Source organism: Paeniglutamicibacter cryotolerans, assembly GCF_014190875.1.
Lineage (GTDB): Bacteria > Actinomycetota > Actinomycetes > Actinomycetales > Micrococcaceae > Paeniglutamicibacter > Paeniglutamicibacter cryotolerans.
The window spans coordinates 568,176-587,147 of the sequence record NZ_JACHVS010000001.1 but is presented as its reverse complement, the minus strand read 5'-3'; the positions used below and the strand labels follow the sequence as shown (position 1 = coordinate 587,147).

At 66.6% G+C, this 18,972-nt stretch carries 18 protein-coding genes and 1 riboswitch; of the genes, 12 read left to right on the top strand and 6 right to left on the bottom strand.

Going from position 1 to position 18,972, the window contains the following annotated elements:
* Nucleotides 1-21 precede the first annotated feature (21 nt).
* Nucleotides 22-1,128: a glutathione S-transferase family protein gene (locus E9229_RS02865; protein ID WP_183509762.1), complete on the top strand. Its 1,107-nt coding sequence runs from the start codon at nt 22-24 to the stop codon at nt 1,126-1,128.
* An 85-nt stretch (nt 1,129-1,213) separates the two neighbouring features.
* Nucleotides 1,214-2,143, top strand: a complete 930-nt coding sequence (locus E9229_RS02860) for an IS982 family transposase (RefSeq protein ID WP_183509723.1) — start codon at nt 1,214-1,216, stop codon at nt 2,141-2,143.
* A 195-nt stretch (nt 2,144-2,338) separates the two neighbouring features.
* Here the strand turns inward: E9229_RS02860 and E9229_RS02855 are convergent, their stop codons facing one another.
* The 3 genes from E9229_RS02855 to fdhA are packed head-to-tail and all read right to left on the bottom strand — an operon-like array spanning nt 2,339 to nt 4,006.
* On the bottom strand, nt 2,339-2,611 hold the full coding sequence (locus E9229_RS02855) for a GlcG/HbpS family heme-binding protein (protein ID WP_281369544.1): 273 nt from the start codon (nt 2,609-2,611) through the stop codon (nt 2,339-2,341).
* Entirely contained in the window at nt 2,589-2,738 is a 150-nt protein-coding gene (locus tag E9229_RS19630) for a heme-binding protein (RefSeq protein WP_281369443.1), read from the bottom strand. Before E9229_RS19630 ends, E9229_RS02855 begins: the two co-directional genes overlap by 23 nt.
* A 47-nt stretch (nt 2,739-2,785) precedes the next feature.
* Nucleotides 2,786-4,006 (bottom strand): formaldehyde dehydrogenase, glutathione-independent, encoded by a 1,221-nt coding sequence (gene fdhA / locus E9229_RS02850; RefSeq protein ID WP_183511839.1) that lies wholly within the window; start codon nt 4,004-4,006, stop codon nt 2,786-2,788.
* 278 nt (nt 4,007-4,284) lie between these two features.
* Here fdhA and E9229_RS02845 point away from each other — a divergent pair, with 278 nt between their 5' ends.
* Both E9229_RS02845 and E9229_RS02840 read left to right on the top strand, forming a co-directional pair.
* On the top strand, nt 4,285-5,181 hold the full coding sequence (locus E9229_RS02845) for a ribonuclease HI family protein (protein ID WP_183509760.1): 897 nt from the start codon (nt 4,285-4,287) through the stop codon (nt 5,179-5,181).
* 44 nt (nt 5,182-5,225) lie between these two features.
* Complete coding sequence (locus tag E9229_RS02840; protein ID WP_183511837.1) at nt 5,226-6,386, top strand: serine hydrolase domain-containing protein; 1,161 nt, start codon at nt 5,226-5,228, stop codon at nt 6,384-6,386.
* Here E9229_RS02840 and E9229_RS19205 read toward each other — a convergent pair.
* From E9229_RS19205 to E9229_RS02825, 3 genes are read right to left on the bottom strand one after another with little or no spacing between them, the layout of a single operon-like run.
* On the bottom strand, nt 6,349-7,137 hold the full coding sequence (locus tag E9229_RS19205; protein ID WP_183509759.1) for an FAD:protein FMN transferase: 789 nt from the start codon (nt 7,135-7,137) through the stop codon (nt 6,349-6,351). The two genes, E9229_RS02840 and E9229_RS19205, sit on opposite strands and share 38 nt — an antisense overlap.
* On the bottom strand, nt 7,130-7,423 hold the full coding sequence (locus tag E9229_RS02830) for a hypothetical protein (RefSeq protein WP_183509758.1): 294 nt from the start codon (nt 7,421-7,423) through the stop codon (nt 7,130-7,132). Before E9229_RS02830 ends, E9229_RS19205 begins: the two co-directional genes overlap by 8 nt.
* Nucleotides 7,420-7,638, bottom strand: a complete 219-nt coding sequence (locus E9229_RS02825) for a hypothetical protein (RefSeq protein WP_183509757.1) — start codon at nt 7,636-7,638, stop codon at nt 7,420-7,422. The genes E9229_RS02830 and E9229_RS02825 overlap by 4 nt, the downstream gene beginning before the upstream one ends.
* Nucleotides 7,639-7,734: 96 nt before the next feature.
* Here E9229_RS02825 and E9229_RS02820 point away from each other — a divergent pair, with 96 nt between their 5' ends.
* The 8 genes from E9229_RS02820 (at nt 7,735) to mgtE (ending at nt 18,909) form a co-directional block, all read left to right on the top strand.
* Complete coding sequence (locus tag E9229_RS02820) at nt 7,735-8,499, top strand: SGNH/GDSL hydrolase family protein (protein ID WP_183509756.1); 765 nt, start codon at nt 7,735-7,737, stop codon at nt 8,497-8,499.
* Nucleotides 8,500-8,566: 67 nt separating this feature from the next.
* Nucleotides 8,567-9,292 carry a VIT1/CCC1 transporter family protein gene (locus E9229_RS02815; RefSeq protein WP_183509755.1) on the top strand — a complete coding sequence of 242 codons (726 nt, stop codon included), beginning with the start codon at nt 8,567-8,569 and terminating at the stop codon, nt 9,290-9,292.
* Nucleotides 9,293-9,456: 164 nt separating this feature from the next.
* Nucleotides 9,457-9,556, top strand: a riboswitch (glycine riboswitch).
* A gap of 176 nt (nt 9,557-9,732) precedes the next feature.
* The gene (gene gcvP / locus E9229_RS02810; protein WP_183509754.1) at nt 9,733-12,570 is read left to right on the top strand and encodes an aminomethyl-transferring glycine dehydrogenase; all 2,838 of its coding nucleotides are present in this window, start codon (nt 9,733-9,735) and stop codon (nt 12,568-12,570) included.
* Between the two features lie 32 nt (nt 12,571-12,602).
* A complete protein-coding gene (gene gcvT / locus E9229_RS02805) occupies nt 12,603-13,715 on the top strand; it encodes a glycine cleavage system aminomethyltransferase GcvT (protein ID WP_183509753.1) in 1,113 nt (370 codons plus the stop codon).
* 101 nt (nt 13,716-13,816) lie between these two features.
* A complete protein-coding gene (gene gcvH / locus E9229_RS02800; protein WP_183509752.1) occupies nt 13,817-14,197 on the top strand; it encodes a glycine cleavage system protein GcvH in 381 nt (126 codons plus the stop codon).
* A 155-nt stretch (nt 14,198-14,352) separates the two neighbouring features.
* Complete coding sequence (locus E9229_RS02795) at nt 14,353-15,762, top strand: L-serine ammonia-lyase (RefSeq protein ID WP_183509750.1); 1,410 nt, start codon at nt 14,353-14,355, stop codon at nt 15,760-15,762.
* Nucleotides 15,756-16,265 carry a GNAT family N-acetyltransferase gene (locus E9229_RS02790; protein WP_183509749.1) on the top strand — a complete coding sequence of 170 codons (510 nt, stop codon included), beginning with the start codon at nt 15,756-15,758 and terminating at the stop codon, nt 16,263-16,265. The genes E9229_RS02795 and E9229_RS02790 overlap by 7 nt, the downstream gene beginning before the upstream one ends.
* Nucleotides 16,266-17,553: 1,288 nt before the next feature.
* On the top strand, nt 17,554-18,909 hold the full coding sequence (gene mgtE / locus E9229_RS02785; RefSeq protein WP_183509748.1) for a magnesium transporter: 1,356 nt from the start codon (nt 17,554-17,556) through the stop codon (nt 18,907-18,909).
* The last annotated feature ends 63 nt before the right edge of the window (nt 18,910-18,972 follow it).

Sequence of the window (18,972 nt, the reverse complement as noted above, 5' to 3'; positions counted from 1 at the left end):
GCCCGGTCGTAAGCTGAAGCCATGAGCGAAGCGCATTCCACCCAAGGCAGCTACGTCACCGGCGGAGAATTCACCCGGGACACCCACTACATCGAGGACCGGATCGTCGCGGACCCGGACGCCGTGACGGCCTCCGCCGCTCCGACCGGCGGAACCATCGGCAACCCCTCCGCAGGACTGTCCGCCGGTGCGACGGCCTGGCCGGTCGAGGCGGGGCGGTACCGGCTCGTCGCCGCCCGCGCCTGCCCGTGGGCGAACCGGGCCATCATCGTGCGCCGGCTGCTGGGGCTCGAGGATGCCATCTCGCTGGGTACCCCGGGGCCGGTGCACGATGCGCGCTCGTGGACCTTCGACTTGGATCCTGGAGGGGTAGACCCGGTGCTGGGCACCGAACGCATCCAAGAGAACTACTTCAAGCGCTTCCCCGGCTACCCGCGCGGCATTACCGTCCCGGCCATCGTCGACGTTCCCACAGGGGCCGTCGTCACCAACGACTACCCGCAGATCACGCTGGACTTCTCCACACAGTGGAAGGCCTTCCACCGGGAGGGCGCCCCGGATCTGCTGCCAGCCGATCGGCTGGACGAGATGATTCCGGTGATCAAGCGGATCTTCACCGAGGTCAACAACGGGGTCTACCGGGCGGGGTTCGCCGGTGACCAGGCCGCCTACGAGGACGCCTACAACAGACTCTGGACCGCGATGGACTGGCTCGAGGAACGCCTGGCCACCCGCCGCTACCTGATGGGGGATTCCATCACCGAGGCCGACGTGCGCCTCTTCACCACCCTGGTGCGCTTCGACGCCGTCTATCACGGCCACTTCAAATGCAACAGGAACAAGCTCACTGAAATGCCGGTGCTCTGGGCCTACGCACGAGACTTGTTCCAGACCCCCGGCTTCGGCGACACAGTGGATTTCGACCAGATCAAAAAGCACTACTACATGGTCCACGAGGACGTGAACCCCACCCGGATCGTGCCGGCGGGACCCGACGAGTCGGTCTGGCTCACCGCCCACGGACGCGAGGCCCTGGGCGGTTCACCGTTCGGGACCGGCACCGCACCGGGCCCGGTGCGCGATGACGAGCGGGTCGAAGCCGGGCACAACCCGCTCTACCCGGCCTAGATGATTGATTCCAAGGGGTGACAGCGCGGGCAAGGGTGTCCAGAATCGAGATGTAATACCCAACATTCGAACCTGGAGAGTTCCGATGGCTCCCGATCTGGACACCCTTGCAACAGCACTGTACGCCTGCGCGGACGACTTTCTGAAGGCCAATCCGCACCTGCTCCCGTGGCGTCCGGCCATCGGCTTCGGGCCCCGGATCAGCGACGCCGAACTGGTCACCATCGCGGTCCTCCAGGCCCTGCTCGGCTTCACCTCCGAACGCCGCTGGCTCCGCCAATCCCATAACGACCTGCGCCGATGGTTCCCGGACCTGCCCCAACAACCCGGATACAACAAACGGCTGCGGAAGCTGGGCGGGACCCTGCAGGCTCTCAACGAACACCTGGCCCACACCACCGGGCTCTGGTCCGATGAGCTGTGGCTCGCCGATTCCACCCCTGTGGAATGCGGGCGCTCCCACACCACGGCCCACCGCTCCGAACTGGCCGGCTGGGCCGAATACGGGTACTGCGCCTCGCATTCACGGTGGTTCTGGGGGCTGCGCCTGCACCTGCTGTGCACCCCGACCGGACTGCCGGTCGGCTACGCGCTGACCGGGGCGAAGGCCGATGAGCGTGAGACCCTGCTGGGCATCCTGGAAAACCTGCCCACCCCGGTGGAGCCGGGACAGATCATCATCGCGGACAAGAACTACTACGGGAAGGCCTTCGAGCAGGACCTCTCCGAGGCCGGGATCACCCTGGTCCGTCCGACCCGTCAAGGTGAGAAACCCCGTCCCGGAAAGAGTCTGCTCAAGCCACTGCGTCAGGTCATCGAGTCAATCAACGACACCCTCAAGGGCCAGCTGGACCTGGAGGCCCATGGCGGGAGGACCATCGCCGGGGTCACCGTGCGGGTCCTGCAACGCATCCTCGCGCTGACCGTGGCCATCTGGCACAACCTGAACACCGGTTCCCATCCACTGCGGTCGCTGACCGCCTATGACCATGAACCCTTGGAATCAATCATCTAGGCGGGGAGGCATTCCAGATCGCACGCAACAGTCCAGGGGCTGGACCGGCAGGGGCTTCGATGCCGGCGAGGCGCCCGCCGGGACTGCCCCGGGCGTTCTCCCGGGGCAACCGGGGGAACGAGGTTTTTCCAGGACAGGCACCGGTTCAACGCCAATGCGCGAGTGGCACTCAGATACTGGGCAACGCCACAGCCGCTACACGGCGGCGGCGCCGGCTTCCGCAACGCCCTGGTCCTGGTCCCCGGCTCCTCCACTGACCCCGATCGCCCCCACGACCACGCCATCGCTGCGGATCGGGATACCTCCGGCAAAGATCATGATGCGCCCATGGTTGGAGGCATGGATCCCGTAAAACTGCTGGGTCGGCTGCGCATTATCGGCCAGGTCCTTGGTGGGCAGGTCGAAAGCCCGTGCGGTGAAGGCCTTGTTGATGGAAATGTCGATGCTACCCAGCCAGGCCCCATCCATGCGCACATGGGATACCAGGTTCCCCCCCGGCATCCACGACTGCGATGTTCATCGGTTGGCCGATTTCGGTGGCGTGCGCCTCGGCGGCGGCAATGATGGTGCGGGCGTCAGCGAGATTCAATGACATGGTACTGCTCCTTTAAAAGGGAAACACTTTACAAGGGAAACGGTTGGCTACCGGTTCAGGTAGCCGTTGGGGTTCAGGACGTACTTCGTTGCGGCCCCGGCATCGAATTCGGCGTAGCCGCGCGGGGCGTCCTCGAGCAGGATCGCCTGCGCGTTGACGGCCTTGGCGATGTGGATCCGATCGTGCAGGATCGCCATCATCAACGCCCGGTTGTATTTCATGGCCGGGCATTGTCCGGTGGTGAAGGACAGGGATTTGGCCCAGCCGGTGCCCAGGGACAGGGACAGGGAGCCCTTCTGGGCCGCTTCGTCCGCTGCTCCGGGATCCCCGGTGACGTAGAGGCCCGGGATGCCCAGGGATCCTCCGGCGGCGGTGAGGTCCATGAGCGAGTTCAGCACGGTGGCCGGGGCCTCGGCGGCCCCGGCGCCGTGGCCGTGGCCGCGGGCTTCGAAGCCGACGGCGTCGATGCCCGCATCGACCTCGCGCACGCCGAGCAGCTGTTCGATCTGGTCCGCGGGGTCCCCGTGGGCGACGTTGATTCCTTCGCAGCCGAAGGAGCGGGCCTGGGCCAGGCGGTCCTCGTTCAGGTCCCCGACGATGACCACCGCGGCGCCGAGGAGCTGGGCGGAGGCTGCGGCGGCCAGGCCGACCGGTCCGGCGCCGGCGACGTAGACGGTGGAGCCGACGGTGACCCCGGCGGTGACTGCGCCGTGGAAGCCGGTGGGCAGGATGTCCGAGAGCATGGTCAGGTCCATGATCTTTTCCAGGGCCTGGTCGCGGTCCGGGAACCGGAGCAGGTTCCAGTCGGCGTAGGGGACCAGGACGTATTCGGCTTGGCCGCCGACCCAGCCGCCCATGTCGACGTAGCCGTAGGCGGATCCGGGGCGGTCGGGGTTCACGTTCAGGCAGATCCCGGTCTTTTGTTCCTTGCAGTTGCGGCAGCGGCCGCAGGAGATGTTGAAGGGGACCGAGACGATGTCTCCGACCTTGATGAATTCGACGTCCCGGCCCACCTCGATGACTTCGCCGGTGATTTCGTGGCCCAGGACCAGGCCGGTGGGGGCGGTGGTGCGTCCGCGGACCATGTGTTGGTCCGAGCCGCAGATGTTGGTGGCCACGGTGCGCAGGATGACCCCGTGCGGGACCTTGCGGCCCACGTTGGCGGGGTTGACTCCGGGTCCGTCGGTGAGTTCGAAGGTGGGGAAGGGGGTGTCGATGACCTCGACCACCCCGGGTTCAGGACAAACGACTGCCTTGTTCGACGACATTGGCATCACTGCCCTTTCCCATTGTTCTACTGCCGGTTGTTCTACTGCCGGGGACGGGAACCGAAAGGAACGGCGGCAGGCGGCTACGGCTGTCGGATCTACTCATCCGGTGCGACTGACGCCCCTCCTTGCGGAGGAAGCGCGTTTCCTGGTGCCGCGATGCAGGCCCCATCCATGAGCCTCCAGCGTAGGACTACGGGTGGGGCAAGGCCATGGTTGGCGGGCACGGGGTGAGACGGCGCGCGGTGTGTCCGGTGCGCCGTGGCAGGATTGAACACATGACGATTACCGCCGCAGCAGACGGCTCAGCACTTGGAAACCCCGGCCCGGCAGGATGGGCCTGGTATGTCGACGAGGATTGCTGGGGTGCAGGTGGCTGGCCGCATGGCACGAACAACATGGGCGAGCTCATGGCGGTGCTCGACCTGTTCCGGGCCACCAGGCACATGCCGGAAGAGAAGCTGCACATCCTGTGTGATTCGCAGTACGTGATCAACTGCGTCACCAAGTGGATGGCCGGCTGGAAGCGCAAGGGCTGGAAGAAATCCGATGGCAAGCCGGTGCTGAACATGGACCTGCTCAAGGACATCGACAAGGAAATCGTCGGTCGGACCTACGAATTCGAATGGGTCAAGGGCCATGCCGGGCACGCGCTGAACGAGGCCGCCGATGACAAGGCCCGCGCCGCCGCCACAGCCTACCAATCCGGGCGCCCCGCCGATGCCGGCCCGGGGTTTGCCGGATCCGGTGGCGCGGCGGCCGCTGAACCAGAACCGGCAGCCCCCTTGGCCTCCGCAGGATCCCCGGCACCGCCAGCCGCCGGTGCAGCGGACGACGTCGACACCGTGTTGGCCCTGGAACGGGAGCTGCAGGACCCCGAGGTCTGCGGGAACATCTCCGACCTGGACCACCTGCTGCACCCCGAATTCCGGGAGATCAGCCGCGATGGATCACTGACCGATAAGGCCAGGCTGCTGGCCGCACTCGCCGAGGGCTTCGAGCCGCTGCCGGTGGGGCGGGTCGATCTGTTGGCCGCCAACAAGTTGGCCCCGACGCTGATCCAGATCGCCTACCGGATGGTGGATGCCGTGGACGTGGTGCTGTGCAGCTCGCTGTGGGAGCGGGCCGGGGATCGCTGGCGGCTGCGCTTCCGCCAGGAAACGCCCACTGCCTAGCACAGGCCCCGTCGAGCCTGCCGGGTAGTGTGGGGCCGGTGAGCATGCAATCGAATTCATCAGCGGAAATCATCGATCCCCGGTTTGCTCCGGTGGCCGACCTGTTGGGCTCCTTCGCGAAGCAGGACCCCGGCTATTCGGCGCAGCTGGCGGTCTACCACGCCGGTGTCCCGGTGCTGGATCTTGCAGTGGGCCCCGACTGCACCCTGGACTCGCTGACCGGTGTGTTCTCCTGCAGCAAGGGGGCGGGAGCGATGGTGATGGGCCTGCTGGTGCAGGACGGCGTCCTGGATCTCGAGGCCCCGGTTGCCCTGTACTGGCCGGAGTTCGCCGCCGCGGGCAAGGCTTCCATTACCGTCGCCCAGCTGCTCAGCCACCAGGCCGGGCTACTGGGGGTCGAGGGTGGTTTCACTCCGGAGGAACTCACCGACTCCCGGCTGGCGGCGGCCATCCTGGCGGCGGCCGAACCGGTGTGGTCCCCGGGTTCCACACACGGCTACCATGCGCTCAGCATGGGCGTCTTCATGGAGGAACTGGCCCGGCGCACTACCGGTGAAAGCCTGCAGCAGATCTACGCACGCCTGATCCGCATTCCCCACGACATCGATTTCCACCTGGGGCTGCCGGAGGAGCTGGAACCTCGATACACCAACGTATTGGCACCACTGCAGGGCCCGCCGGCGCCATTCATGGACCCCTTCTCGCTCCTGGGCCTGTCGGTGAACTCCACTGCCGGGTTCGAGGGTCCCGAGGGTCCGGGCTACGACTTCCTCCAGATCCCCAACGTGCGCGCTGTGCGGGCCGGCGGCATCTCATCACTCGGCGGCGTAGCCAGCGCCCGCGGGCTGGCCCGGCTCTATGCCGCGGCGAGCACCGGAATCCAGGGGCCCGACGGAAGCATCGCCCCGCCGATCCTCACCGCCGCCACGCAGGCGGCGCTCTCGAGCGAACGGGTCTTCGGTGCCGACCGCTGCGTCGGGACCGAGACTGCCTTCGGCATCGTCTTCATGAAGCCGACGCCATCCAACGACTTCGGCTCTTGGCGGACCTTCGGGCACGATGGCACCAACGGCGCCCTCGGCTACGCCGACCCGGCCTACTCGCTGGGCTTCGGCTATGTGCCGACGCGTGCCGAGGAGGGTGGCACTGCATCGCGTGCGGGACGGCTCAGTACGGCGGTGCGCCAGGTGCTGCTGGCTCAGTAGCGTAGGTCGGCCAGCGGGTGGAGGCCTCCAACGCACCGTCGTGGTGGACTGCCAGCACTTGCACCGGGGACCCGGCCAAGGCGGCCCTTAGGACGTCTGCACCGCCGGAGAGGATGGCGGTGGCCAGCACGTCGGCCTCCACGATGTCGGGGCCGAGCACGCTGACCTGCCGGTAGGTCGAGGCCGGTGTTCCGGCCGAGGTGGCCAGGGCTGCGGTGAATCCCGGGGTTCCGGCCAGCGGGACATCGGCAAGCAGCAGCCCGGGGCCGAACGGATCGGTGATCCCGGCCCGCCACGGCGTGCCGTAAAAGGGATCCGAACCCGTCGGGACCGATGGCGTCGGCGACCCGGAGCAGGCGATGTCCCCGCCGAGGTTAACGGCCCAGTGCGGGATGCCGAAATCCAGCAGCACCGATGCCGCCTGCCCCATCAGATAGGGCCGGAGCAACCCCGCCAGTTCCGGGTACCTCTCACCGGGAGTAAAGGCGCCGAGTGTCCGCTCCCGCCAGTGCAGAGCCAGCCGGTGCAGCGAGCGCACCGTTTGGCTGCTGTCCTCGAGGGCGAGCGAACCGATGGCCACCGCATCGATCTGGGCCTGAAGCGAGCGTCCGGATCCGGCGCCGAGATAGCCGGCGAGCATCAGCGAAACGCCCCGCGCCGCTGCGTCGAGTTCCCTGCGGGGCAGCGGTGAACTGATGCCCAACACGGTGCCGAGCACCGGGAAGCTCGCTGTGTGCAGCGGCTCAGGCACGGGCCGCATCCAGGTATGCCTGCATGGAGTCCTGGTACCCCTGTGCGGTGTAGGCCGGCGAACCCACCAGCTGCACCGATGCCGCGTTGGCTCCCAGCAGCTGGGCGCGGGTGACAATCCGGGTCGGTGCCGGGGAGAGCTGCGCTATGGTGCCCGGGAGTAGTGCCGCATCGGCTTGGTAGGAGTCGGGGACCGTCGGTGCGGTGGCCAACGTGCCAGCGGAGAAGCCGGCCGCCACCAGCCCGGCCGAAGCCAGTGCCGAGAGCAGTACGACGTGAATCCTCATGCGTGCATCACAGTGCCGGCGGGCAGCCACGCAGTTGGATCGCCTGCCCAGGCGAACGATACCGGCACGGCGAAGCCGAGTCCGGGAACGGTGATGTCGAAGCGGCGGCCGATGAGTGAGGAAGTGTTCGAACTGGGCGCGGAAGTGGATCCGGTGTCGGGCGCTGCGGCCTCGTAGGGATCATCGGGGATGTCCTGCTGCGTTAACGAGATCATGCATCCATTGTGATTACCGTAGCTATCTGGAAGCTGTGAATTCGACGGGCGGAAACCGTGAAGCCACTCGGGGGATCGGGCGGATAGGCTGGAGCGGTGGAATTCTCGAAACGATATCTGGCCCTTGGCGACTCCTTCACAGAGGGCGTCGGCGATGCCGATCCGAACCGGCCCAACCAGGTCCGCGGCTGGGCGGACCGCGTTGCCGAGCAGCTGTGCGCCGACCCGGACTGGGGCTATGCGAACCTGGCCATCCGTGGCAAGAAAATCCGCCAGGTCATTGCCGAGCAGCTTCCGGTGGCCTTGGCAATGAAGCCGACGCTGGTCAGCCTGTATGCCGGTGGAAATGACATCCTGCGTCCCCGCGTCGACATCGACGCGCTGATGAACGACTACGAGCAGGCTGTAGCGGCACTGAGCGCCACAGGTGCCCGGGTGCTACTGTTCACTGGATTCGACACGAACGGTGCCGCTCTCTTTGAAAAGTCCCGCGGCCGCACCGCCATCTACAATGAGGCCGTCCGCGAGATAGCCGAGGCGCACGGGGCGATGATCGCCGATTATTGGCGCTGGCGCGACTTCAGCGACATCCGCTATTGGGCCCCCGACCGCCTGCACATGGGGGTTGCCGGCCACCAGCTGATGGCCAAGAAGGTGCTCGGCGTGCTTGAAGCAGAGTCGGGCATCGAGTCCCCGGTCCTGCTGCCGCTGGTGCGCACCCCACGGCTGGAGAAGCTGCGCGAGGACGCGCGTTGGACCCGCGAGTTCCTGGCCCCCTGGGTCAAGCGCCGGCTGACCGGAACCTCCTCCGGCGACGGGCTCGAGCCCAAATACCCGCAATTCGTCGGTCTGGCCGGGTGACGGCGGCGGGCAGAGGTACGCCTGTCCTTGCTGGCGGGTGCGACCGGGTGGTGGTTGGCTTGTGTCCATGGATGAAACTACGGCACAACACGCCGGTGAAGAGCACCAGCCACGGGGTTTGGCGGAGCGCCTGAACTGGCTGCGGGCCGGGGTGCTGGGCGCCAACGACGGCATCGTCTCCGTCGCCGCCGTGCTCGTCGGCGTCGCCGGTGCCAGCACGGACAATGGACCGATCATCACCGCGGGAACCGCGGCGGCAATCGGTGGCGCCATCTCGATGGCGTTGGGAGAATACGTCTCGGTGTCCAGCTCGGCCGATGCGCAGAAAGCGCTCATCGAGAAGGAGCGCCATGAACTCGAAACGATGCCCGAGGCCGAACTCGAGGAACTTGCCGGCATCTACCGGGCCAAGGGACTGAGCCCCCATACGGCTCGGCGGGTGGCCCTGGAGCTGACCGAGCACGACGCGCTCAAGGCCCACCTTGAGGTCGAGCTGAATCTGGCCGAGGACGAGGTGCTCAGCCCCTGGCATGCAGCCTTCGCCTCGGCAGCCGCATTCACCATCGGGGCAGTGCTTCCATTCCTCACGGCAGTGTTGCTGCCCGGGCCGTTCAAGATCCCCGTCACCTTCGCCGCCGTGATGGTGGCGCTGGCCATCACCGGCGCCGCGGGTGCCTGGCTCGGTGGGGCCAGGATGCTCAGGCCGACGGTGCGCGTGCTCATCGGTGGGGCGGCGGCCTTGGCAGCCACCTTTGCCATCGGTTCATGGCTGGGAACCTCCGGGATGTTCTGAGCTGATCAACGCAGGACGTCGACGGGAGGGGATGATCCGGGGGGCAGCGCCGGGATGCCACGCGGGCAGCCGGCGGCGGCAAGCCGTCCGGACGGGTCATCATGTTGTGGGGGTCACCCACACCACGTAAGATGGGAGATGTGCCTCGCAGAAGGCACAGCCACTGACATGCGGCGGGAGAGTCCCGCATAACGATGTTGTGCGGGCGCCGTAGGAGCAATTCCTCCCCGGGAAACTCTCAGGCCCCCGTACCGCCGCGAAGAGGCAACTCTGGAAAGCAGCAGCACCGCCCCGGCGGTGCGGCTCACCGAAGGTGCAAGCGCAACCGAGGCCCCCGGGCCACGGTGACGCGAAAACTCTCAGGTCACAGGAACAGGGTCGGGGAGGGACTTGCAGCTCGTTCGGCGTGCGCGCACGCCGATGACCCTATGGAGTTCCCCATGACAGTGACCCCGTCCGCAGAATTCGTCCCGCGCCACATCGGCCCGCAGGGCGATGACATCGAGACCATGCTCAACCAGCTCGGATACTCGAGCCTCGAAGAGCTCATCGATACAGCCGTTCCGGCAGATATCCGCCAGTCGGAGCCGCTCGACCTTCCCGCACCGCGCACCGAGGCCGAGGCACTTGCCGACCTTCGCGTCTTGGCCGGCAAGAACGTCATGAAGACCCAGATGATCGGCCAGGGTTTCTCCGACACGCTCACGCCGCCGGTCATCCTGCGCAACATCCTGGAAAACCCTGCCTGGTACACGGCCTACACGCCGTACCAGCCCGAAATCTCCCAGGGCCGCCTCGAGGCGCTGCTGAACTTCCAGACCATGGTCATGGACCTCACCGCCCTGCCGATCGCCAACGCCTCGCTGCTGGACGAATCCTCGGCCGTCGCCGAGGCGGTACTGCTGATGCGCCGCGCCAACAAGGCCAAGGCCACAGCCAAGACCGTCATCGACTCCAACGTCTTCCCGCAGACCATCTCCGTGGTCCGCGGCCGCGCCGAGGCCCTGGGCTTCGAGGTCGAAATCGCCGACCTTTCGGCAGGGCTGCCCGAAGGTGAGATCTCCGGCATCGTGCTGCAGCAGCCGGGCAACAACGGCGCCGTGATCGACCACGCTTCCATCATCGCCGCCGCCAAGGACCGTGGCGCGATGGTCACCGTCGCCGCCGACATCCTCTCGCTGACGATGATCACCGCCCCGGGCGAGCAGGGTGCCGACATCGCCGTGGGCAACACCCAGCGCTTTGGTGTCCCGCTGTTCTTCGGCGGCCCGCACGCCGCCTACATGGCGGTGCGCCACGGCCTGGAGCGTTCGCTGCCCGGGCGCCTGGTCGGCGTCTCGGTGGACGACGCCGGAACCCCGGCCTACCGCCTGGCCCTGCAGACCCGCGAGCAGCACATTCGCCGCGAAAAGGCCACGAGCAACATCTGCACCGCCCAGGCGCTGCTGGCCATCACCGCATCGATGTACGCCGTCTACCACGGCCCGGCCGGCCTGAAACGGATCGCCCAGCGCGCCCACCACCATGCCCGCACGCTGGCCACGCTGCTCACCGGCGCCGGCCACGTGCTGGTCTCGGACTCCTTCTTCGACACGTTGCACGTCACCGTCTCCGACGCCGCAGCCACCGTCGCGGCGGCCGATGCCGCGGGCATCAACCTGCGATTGGTCGACGGCACCACTGTGGGCATCTCCACCGACGAGACCACGACCGCGGCCCATGTGGCGGCCATCGCCGGCGTGTTCGGCATCACTGATGCCGCGGCCACTGCGGCCGGCTTCGAGCTGGGCGCCGCGGTGCTGCGTACCTCGGACTACATGAGCCACCCGATCTTCAACACGATCAAGTCCGAAACCCAGATGCTGCGCTACCTGCGCCGCCTTTCGGATCGTGATTTGGCCCTGGACCGCACCATGATCCCGCTGGGGTCATGCACCATGAAGCTGAACTCGACAGCGGAAATGGAATCCATTTCCTGGCCCGAGTTCGCCTCCATCCACCCGTTCGCCCCGGAGCACCAGACCGAGGGCTGGCGTGAGCTGATCACCGACCTGGAAGCGCGCCTGTCCGTGATCACCGGCTACGCCGGCGTCTCGATCCAGCCGAACGCCGGATCCCAGGGCGAATATGCCGGCCTGCTGGCCATCCGCGGCTTCCACTTGGCCAACGGCGATACGCAGCGCAACGTCTGCCTGATTCCCGCTTCCGCACACGGCACCAACGCCGCGTCGGCCGTGCTGGCCGGAATGAAGGTCGTCGTGGTGAAGACGGCTGCCGACGGCACCATCGACGCCAACGACCTGGACGCGAAGATCGAAGCCAACAAGGACATCCTGTCGGCGATCATGATCACCTACCCGTCCACCCATGGCGTCTACGACGCGGACGTGCGCGAGGTCTGCGACAAGATCCACGCCGCCGGCGGACAGGTATACATCGACGGCGCGAACATGAACGCCCTCGTGGGCTTGGCTCAGCCGGGCAAATTCGGCGGCGACGTCTCGCACCTGAACCTGCACAAGACCTTCTGCATCCCGCACGGCGGCGGCGGACCGGGCGTGGGCCCGGTCGCCGTGGCCGAGCACCTGGTGCCGTTCCTCCCGGGCGACGCCACCGGAACCTACACGATGCGCGACGGCATCCCGGTGGTGGCAACGCTGTTCGGCTCCGCCGGCGTGCTGCCGATCTCCTGGGCCTATATCGCGATGATGGGTGGCGAAGGCCTGACCGAGGCCACCAAGACCGCCATCCTCTCGGCGAACTACATCGCCTCGCGCCTGAACGAGCACTTCCCGGTGCTGTACACCGGCAACAAGGGCCTGGTCGCACACGAGTGCATCCTGGATCTGCGCGAGCTGACCAACAAGACCGGCGTCACCGCCGAGGACGTGGCCAAGCGCCTGATCGACTACGGCTTCCACGCGCCGACTCTCTCCTTCCCGGTCGCCGGGACGCTGATGGTCGAACCGACCGAATCCGAGGACCTGGGCGAGATCGAGCGCTTCATCGAGGCCATGATCGCCATCCGCGGCGAAATGGAGCAGGTGCTGGCCGGCGACTTCGACATCGCCGATTCACCACTGCGCAACGCCCCGCACACGGCGGCCTCGGTCATCCGCACCGACTGGGAGCGCAGCTACACCCGCGAACAGGCGGCCTTCCCCGTGAAGCACCTGCACCAGGACAAGTACTTCCCGCCGGTGGGACGCATCGACGGCGCCAACGGCGACCGTCACCTGATCTGCTCCTGCCCGGCTCCCGAGGCCTTCGAAAACTAGGCCCCCCGCTCCACGAATCGAAAGGCAGCTTCATGAGCGACCCGAAGAAAACCTCCCTGCATGGGGAACATGAAAAGCTCGGCGCCTCCTTCACCGACTTCGGTGGCTGGGACATGCCGTTGAAGTACGGCTCGGAACTGGCCGAACACAAGGCGGTGCGTGCCACGGCGGGCCTGTTCGACCTCTCCCACATGGGCGAGGTTTGGGTCCAGGGACCGCAGGCGGCAACGTTCCTGAACTCGGCGCTGGCCGGGAACATGGCGATCATGGCCGTGGGCCGCGCCAAGTACTCGGTGATCTGCAATGCCGACGGCGGGATCATTGATGACCTGATCACCTACCGCCGCGCCGAGGACAAATTCCTCGTCGTGCCCAACGCCGGCAACGCGCCGGTCGTTGCGGCGGCTTTGGCCGAGCGTGCCGCCGGCTTCGACGTGCTCGTCACCGACGCCTCGGCGGACACTTCGCTGATCGCCGTCCAGGGTCCGGCCTCCGTGGCCATCCTGGAGCAGCTGATCGACGCGGCATCGCACGATGTCCTCACCGGCATGAAGTACTACGCCGCCGACGAGGTCGCCGTAGCGGGCCACGACGTGCTGCTGGCACGCACCGGGTACACCGGCGAGGACGGCTTCGAGCTGTACCTGCCGAACGCGCAGGCACCGGCCCTGTGGGCGGCGCTCATGGAAGCAGGCGCGGCACACGGGCTCGTTCCGGCGGGACTGGCCTGCCGTGACTCGCTGCGCTTGGAGGCCGGCATGCCGCTGTACGGCAACGAGCTCTCCCTCGATGTCACCCCGTTCGACGCGGGCCTGGGCGGAATTGTCTCCTTCAAGAAAGAAGAGGATTTCGTGGGACGTGCGGCACTGGAGGCCAAGAAGGCAGCGGGCACGCAGCGCGCCCTGGTCGGGCTCAAGGGCCTGGGCCGGCGCGCCGGACGCGGCGGCTATAAGGTCATGAGCGACGGCGTCGTCGTCGGCACGGTCACCTCCGGCCAGCCTTCCCCGACGCTGGGCTACCCGGTGGCGCTGGCCTACGTGGACAACGCCTTCGCCGAGATTGGAACCGAGCTCGATGTCGATCTGCGCGGCAAGGCCGAGCCCTTCGAGGTCGTCGCGCTCCCGTTCTACAAGCGGGACAAGTAACGTGGAAGCGGGCGGCCGTTCCTCCTGGGGCGGCCGCCCGCACCCGCACCCCCGCACCATGATTCACCCCTAAATTGGACTTCCCCGAAAGGAACACCCCCATGAGCAAGGTTCTCTCCGGTCTGCGCTACTCCGCCGAGCACGAATGGCTCGACGCCTCGGCGCCGGCCAAGGTCGGCATCACCCAGGTTGCCGCCGACGCCCTCGGCGATGTGGTCTACGTCGACCTGCCCGAGGTCGGCGCCACCATCACCGCCGGCGAGTCCTGTGGAGAGGTCGAATCCACCAAGTCGGTCTCCGATCTGTACGCGCCGGTTTCCGGCACAATCGTCGCCATCAACCAGGATGCCGTCGACAACCCGGCGATCCTGAACGAGGACCCTTACGGCGCCGGCTGGCTGTTCACCGTCGACGTCTCGGAGGAGGGCCCGTTGCTTTCGGCCCAGGACTACGCATCGGCCAACGGCGGAGACGTCGAATAGCAAGACCCCGCGTGCCTATTGGCACGTCCGTCGGGGCAGCCCGACACCTGCGCAGCATCGCGGGCCCGGGGTCGCACGATCCCGGGCCCGCCGTGTTTCCGGCACCCAGTGTGGCCCGGGTCACATAGATCACTCTCTTGAAAAGGATGTACGTCGTGGCCATCAGCGTTTTCGACCTGTTCACCGTGGGCATCGGCCCCTCGAGCTCGCATACGGTGGGCCCCATGCGGGCCGCCCATGCCTTCGCCGCCAAACTCGTGCGCGAACGCGTCGCCGCGAAGGTGGCCTCGCTCGACATCCACTTCTACGGATCGCTCGCCGCGACCGGCCACGGACACGGGACCTTCACGGCGACACTGCTCGGGCTCGAGGGCTTTGCCCCCGAATCGATCCTTCCCGAGCAGGTCCAGACGCGCCTGGCGGATATCGAGGCCAGCGGCGTGCTGAACCTCTGCGCCGAGCTCGGCGAGCCGAATCCGATCGCCTATGCCATCGCCGACATGGTCAACCACCCGTTGACCGTCCTCCCGCGCCACACCAACGGCATGAAGCTCGCCGCGCTGGATGCCGACGGCGTGGTCCTGGAGCAGGATACCTACTACTCGGTCGGCGGCGGTTTCATCGTGCGCGATGGCGCCGAGGACCGGCTGGCGGGGGCCTTCGAGGAGAAGGTCAATGCCATGCCCTACCCGTTCCGCACCGGTGCCGAGCTGTTCGCCCACTGTAATGGGAACTCGCTGCGGGTCAGTGACGTCATGCTGGCCAACGAGCAGACGTTGCGCAATACCGAGGAAATCCACGCCGGCCTGCAGCATATCTGGGCTGTGATGGAAGAATGCAAGGACGCCTCGCTGACCCGCACCGGAGTGCTTCCCGGCGGGCTGAAGGTCAGGCGCCGAGCCCCCGAATGGCACAGCAAGCTCACCCTCCAGGACCCTGATCGCGAAGCCAGGTTCTGGCAGGAATGGGTGAACCTTGTCGCGCTGGCCGTCAACGAGGAAAACGCCTCCGGCGGGCGCGTCGTCACGGCGCCCACCAACGGCGCCGCCGGCATCATCCCGGCCGTGATGTTCTACGCCACCCATTACGCACCGGGCGCCGATGACTGGACGCAGGCGCAGAAGCAGGACGTGATCTCCCGTTTCCTGCTGACTTCGGCAGCCGTGGGCGTGTTGTACAAGGAGCAGGCTTCCATCTCCGGCGCCGAGGTCGGCTGCCAGGGCGAGGTGGGTTCGGCCTCCTCGATGGCGGCTGCGGGGCTGGCCGAGATCCTCGGCGGCACCCCGGACCAGGTGGAGAATGCGGCCGAGATTGCCATGGAACACAACCTGGGGCTGACCTGCGACCCGATTGGCGGTCTCGTGCAGATCCCGTGCATCGAGCGCAATGCCATTGCTGCCTCCAAGGCCATCAACGCGGCAAAGATGGCGCTGATGGGCGACGGCCAGCACCATGTCACCCTCGACGAGGTCATCATCACCATGCGGGAAACCGGCAAGGACATGAGCTCCAAATACAAGGAAACGGCGATGGGCGGTCTGGCGGTCAACGTCATCGAATGCTGATCCTGCGCGGCCTGCTGCCGGGGGACCGGGAGCAGGCGCTGGCGGCGCACGCCGAACTGGCGCGGGAGAACGTGGACTTCCTCCTCGATTACGACGTGGGCGTGGACTGGGCCGGATACCTGGCATTGCTGTCGCGGCAGCACGGGGGCATCGACCTGCCCGCGGGCCGGGTCCCGGCGGACCTGTTGGCCGCCGTGCAGGGCGATGACATTGTTGGGCGGGTGTCGATCCGGTACGAGCTCAACGACATGCTCGCGCTCATCGGCGGGCACCTCGGTTACGCGGTGCGCCCGGGGTACCGTCGTCGCGGCCACGCTGGCCGGATCATGGCCTTGGCGCTGCCGAGGCTGGCCGCCCGCGGCATCGATTCGGCGCTGGTGACCTGCGCTGCCGATAACGTGGCATCGCGCAAGGCCATCGAGGGTGCCGGTGGAGCCATCGACGGAGAGGTTGAGCTGCTGCCCGGATACGTCACGCTCCGCTACCGGGTGCCCACCGCCTGAAATGCACCATCATTCATGTCGGATCAGTGCAGGTCCTGTTTTCCAACGCATATTCGATGGTCCAAATGAAAGCAGTTCTGGTGGCCCGCACCCAAATGGGCGGGCCGCTCGCATCCAGAATTGAAGAGTCAGGACCAAGCCTGGACGCTGCACGTCGTCTCACCCTCGGGCTCGCTTCCGCTGCTGCCGCACTATGGCTCGTTGCGGCGCTTCTTCCCGCACGGGCGGTCGACCTGATGCTGGGTTTCACCAAGATATGTGTCAAGTACATCGTCGTGGGAGCCGACATGTGGGGTGATGACTGTCGCGGGCTACCCATGGTCCCCACGTTTAAAAAGGCAAGTGTATGAAGGGGAAGCGGCGTTCGTGAAGAGGAAGCCCGTAATAACGTCATCCGCGAGAATGAGACTTGGGCCGATGAAACGGTGGAGCCGGGCAAGGGCTACGTGTCATGGTGCCCGGAAAAGGGCTTTGGAAAGCACGCTGCCGCGGGGACCCATGCCAGTGGCCACGCTGAGGAGGACAACAGCTATTTCACACGTACTGATAACACCAGTGCCTCGTTCTCTGCCCGGACCGCCTCCAAGGCGAAGCTGACCGGCAAGGATCAGGAGCAGCTCAAGGTGTCCGCCACGGCGATAAGCCGGCATTTCAGGGGATCACACTACGATCCGACGTCTAAGGCGTACCCGGCCAAGAAGGTTGCCTTCCAGGTCAAGAGTGGTTCCAGGTGGAGGACCTGCACGGCGGTGAATCTGAACGTGAAGGGATCCGCCTCGGTCACCGTGGAGGGCTCGAAGAAGTCCAGTTATCGGCTTGCCGTGCCGAAGACCAGCCCGAGAAGGGCGGCGTCACCACGGCAGCAGTCAAGAAGCAGGCCGGGCTTAGGCGTCATGAGGGGCCCCGGGCATGCGTCCGGTGGCCCCGCATTGGTTTTGCCTCCGGATTCCCCCTACGATGGGGAACGAGACGGACCGGATCCCGCTGTGAAGCGGCACGATGCACAGGAGGTGGCCACGCAATGGACGATGGACCTAGTCGATGCAACGTGCCCATGCCGGGTCTCCTGAGCAACGCGCCCCGAACTTCCCCTTAGCCCCGCCGGATACTTCCGGCCGGCCGGTGAAGACCCGCCCTGAAGACCCCCCTTATTCAGGCCCGGTGGTTTTGTGCCGTTGCCTCGTCCCCGCATGTGGTGCGGCCCCGTTTTGCCACCATGCATGATCCACCATGGACTCCCCGCCGCCGTGAGGCGCCGGGAACCCATTTGCCGGAGGGACCCCGGACAATGAACAACGAGACACTCATCGAAAACGAAGCACGCGCCGAGGCACTCGAACAGGCCATCGCCGACCAGGACCTTGTCGCAACGGCCGACTTGCTGACGGGCATGGGAACCACCGAAATCATCGAGGTGCTCGAACGGCTCAACACCCGCGAGCGGGCAGTGGTCTACCGACTGTTGGCTAAGGACCGGGCCATCGAGGTCTTCGAACGGCTTGACTCCACGCTGCAATCCGAGATCCTCTCCGGTCTTCAGGACGAGGACGTCGCTGCGGTCTTCGCCGAGCTGAACCCCGATGACCGGGTGGCCTTGCTCGATGAGCTCCCAGCCTCGGTGGCCCGCCGGCTGATGCTCGGGCTGTCCCCGACCCAGCGGATCCTCACCGCAACGGTGCTGGGCTACCCGCAGGGATCGATCGGCCGCTCCATGAGCCCCGAATTCGTGACGGCGCACCCCGCGGGAACCGTCGCCGAGACGCTGGTGAAGGTCCGCGAACAGCTGGACGATGCCGAAACCATCTACACGCTGCCGGTCACCGACGCCGGGCGGCTGGTGGGTGTGATCAGCCTGCGCGACCTGCTGCGCGCCGAACCGGATGAGCGGATCGGCGAACTCATGTCGGTGCCGGAATCCATGGGTGCCGAGGTCGACGCGGAAGCCGCGGCCCGGCACTGTGCGGACCTGAAGATCCTGGCCCTGCCGATCGTGGACCGGGAGGATCGGCTGGTGGGAATACTGACCGTCGATGACGCCCTGCGGATCCTGGAGAGCGCCGAATCCGAGGATGCGGCGCGTACCGGAGGCTCCGAACCACTGCGACGGCCCTACCTCGCCACCCCGGTGGCCAGCATCGTGCGTTCACGCGTGGTCTGGCTGCTGGTGCTCGCGCTCGGTGCAACACTGACCGTCCAGGTGCTTGACCTGTTCGAGGCCACCCTCGAACAGCAGGTGGTGCTCACGCTCTTTATCCCCCTGTTGATCGGGACCGGAGGCAATACCGGGAACCAAGCGGCAACGACCATTACCCGCGCGCTGGCACTGGGTGACGTGCGCCCGCGCGACGTGCTGCAGGTGCTGGCCCGGGAGGTGCGGGTCGGGGTGACACTCGGGCTGCTGCTGGGTAGTTTGGGCTTCGTGATTGCCTCAGCGGTGTACGCGGTGCCGATCGGCGCTGTCGTCGGGCTGACTCTCCTCGGTGTCTGTACCATGGCAGCCACCGTCGGAGGCGTGATGCCGATGTTGGGCAAGGCGATCAAGGCCGACCCGGCGGTGTTCTCCAACCCGTTCATCACCACGTTCGTCGATGCGGCCGGATTGATCCTGTACTTCCTCATTGCCAAGCTGGTGCTGGGGATCTGAGACTTCCATCGCGACGGATGAATCTGGCCGCCGGGGGAGCGCCAAGACCCTTTCCCGTGCCGG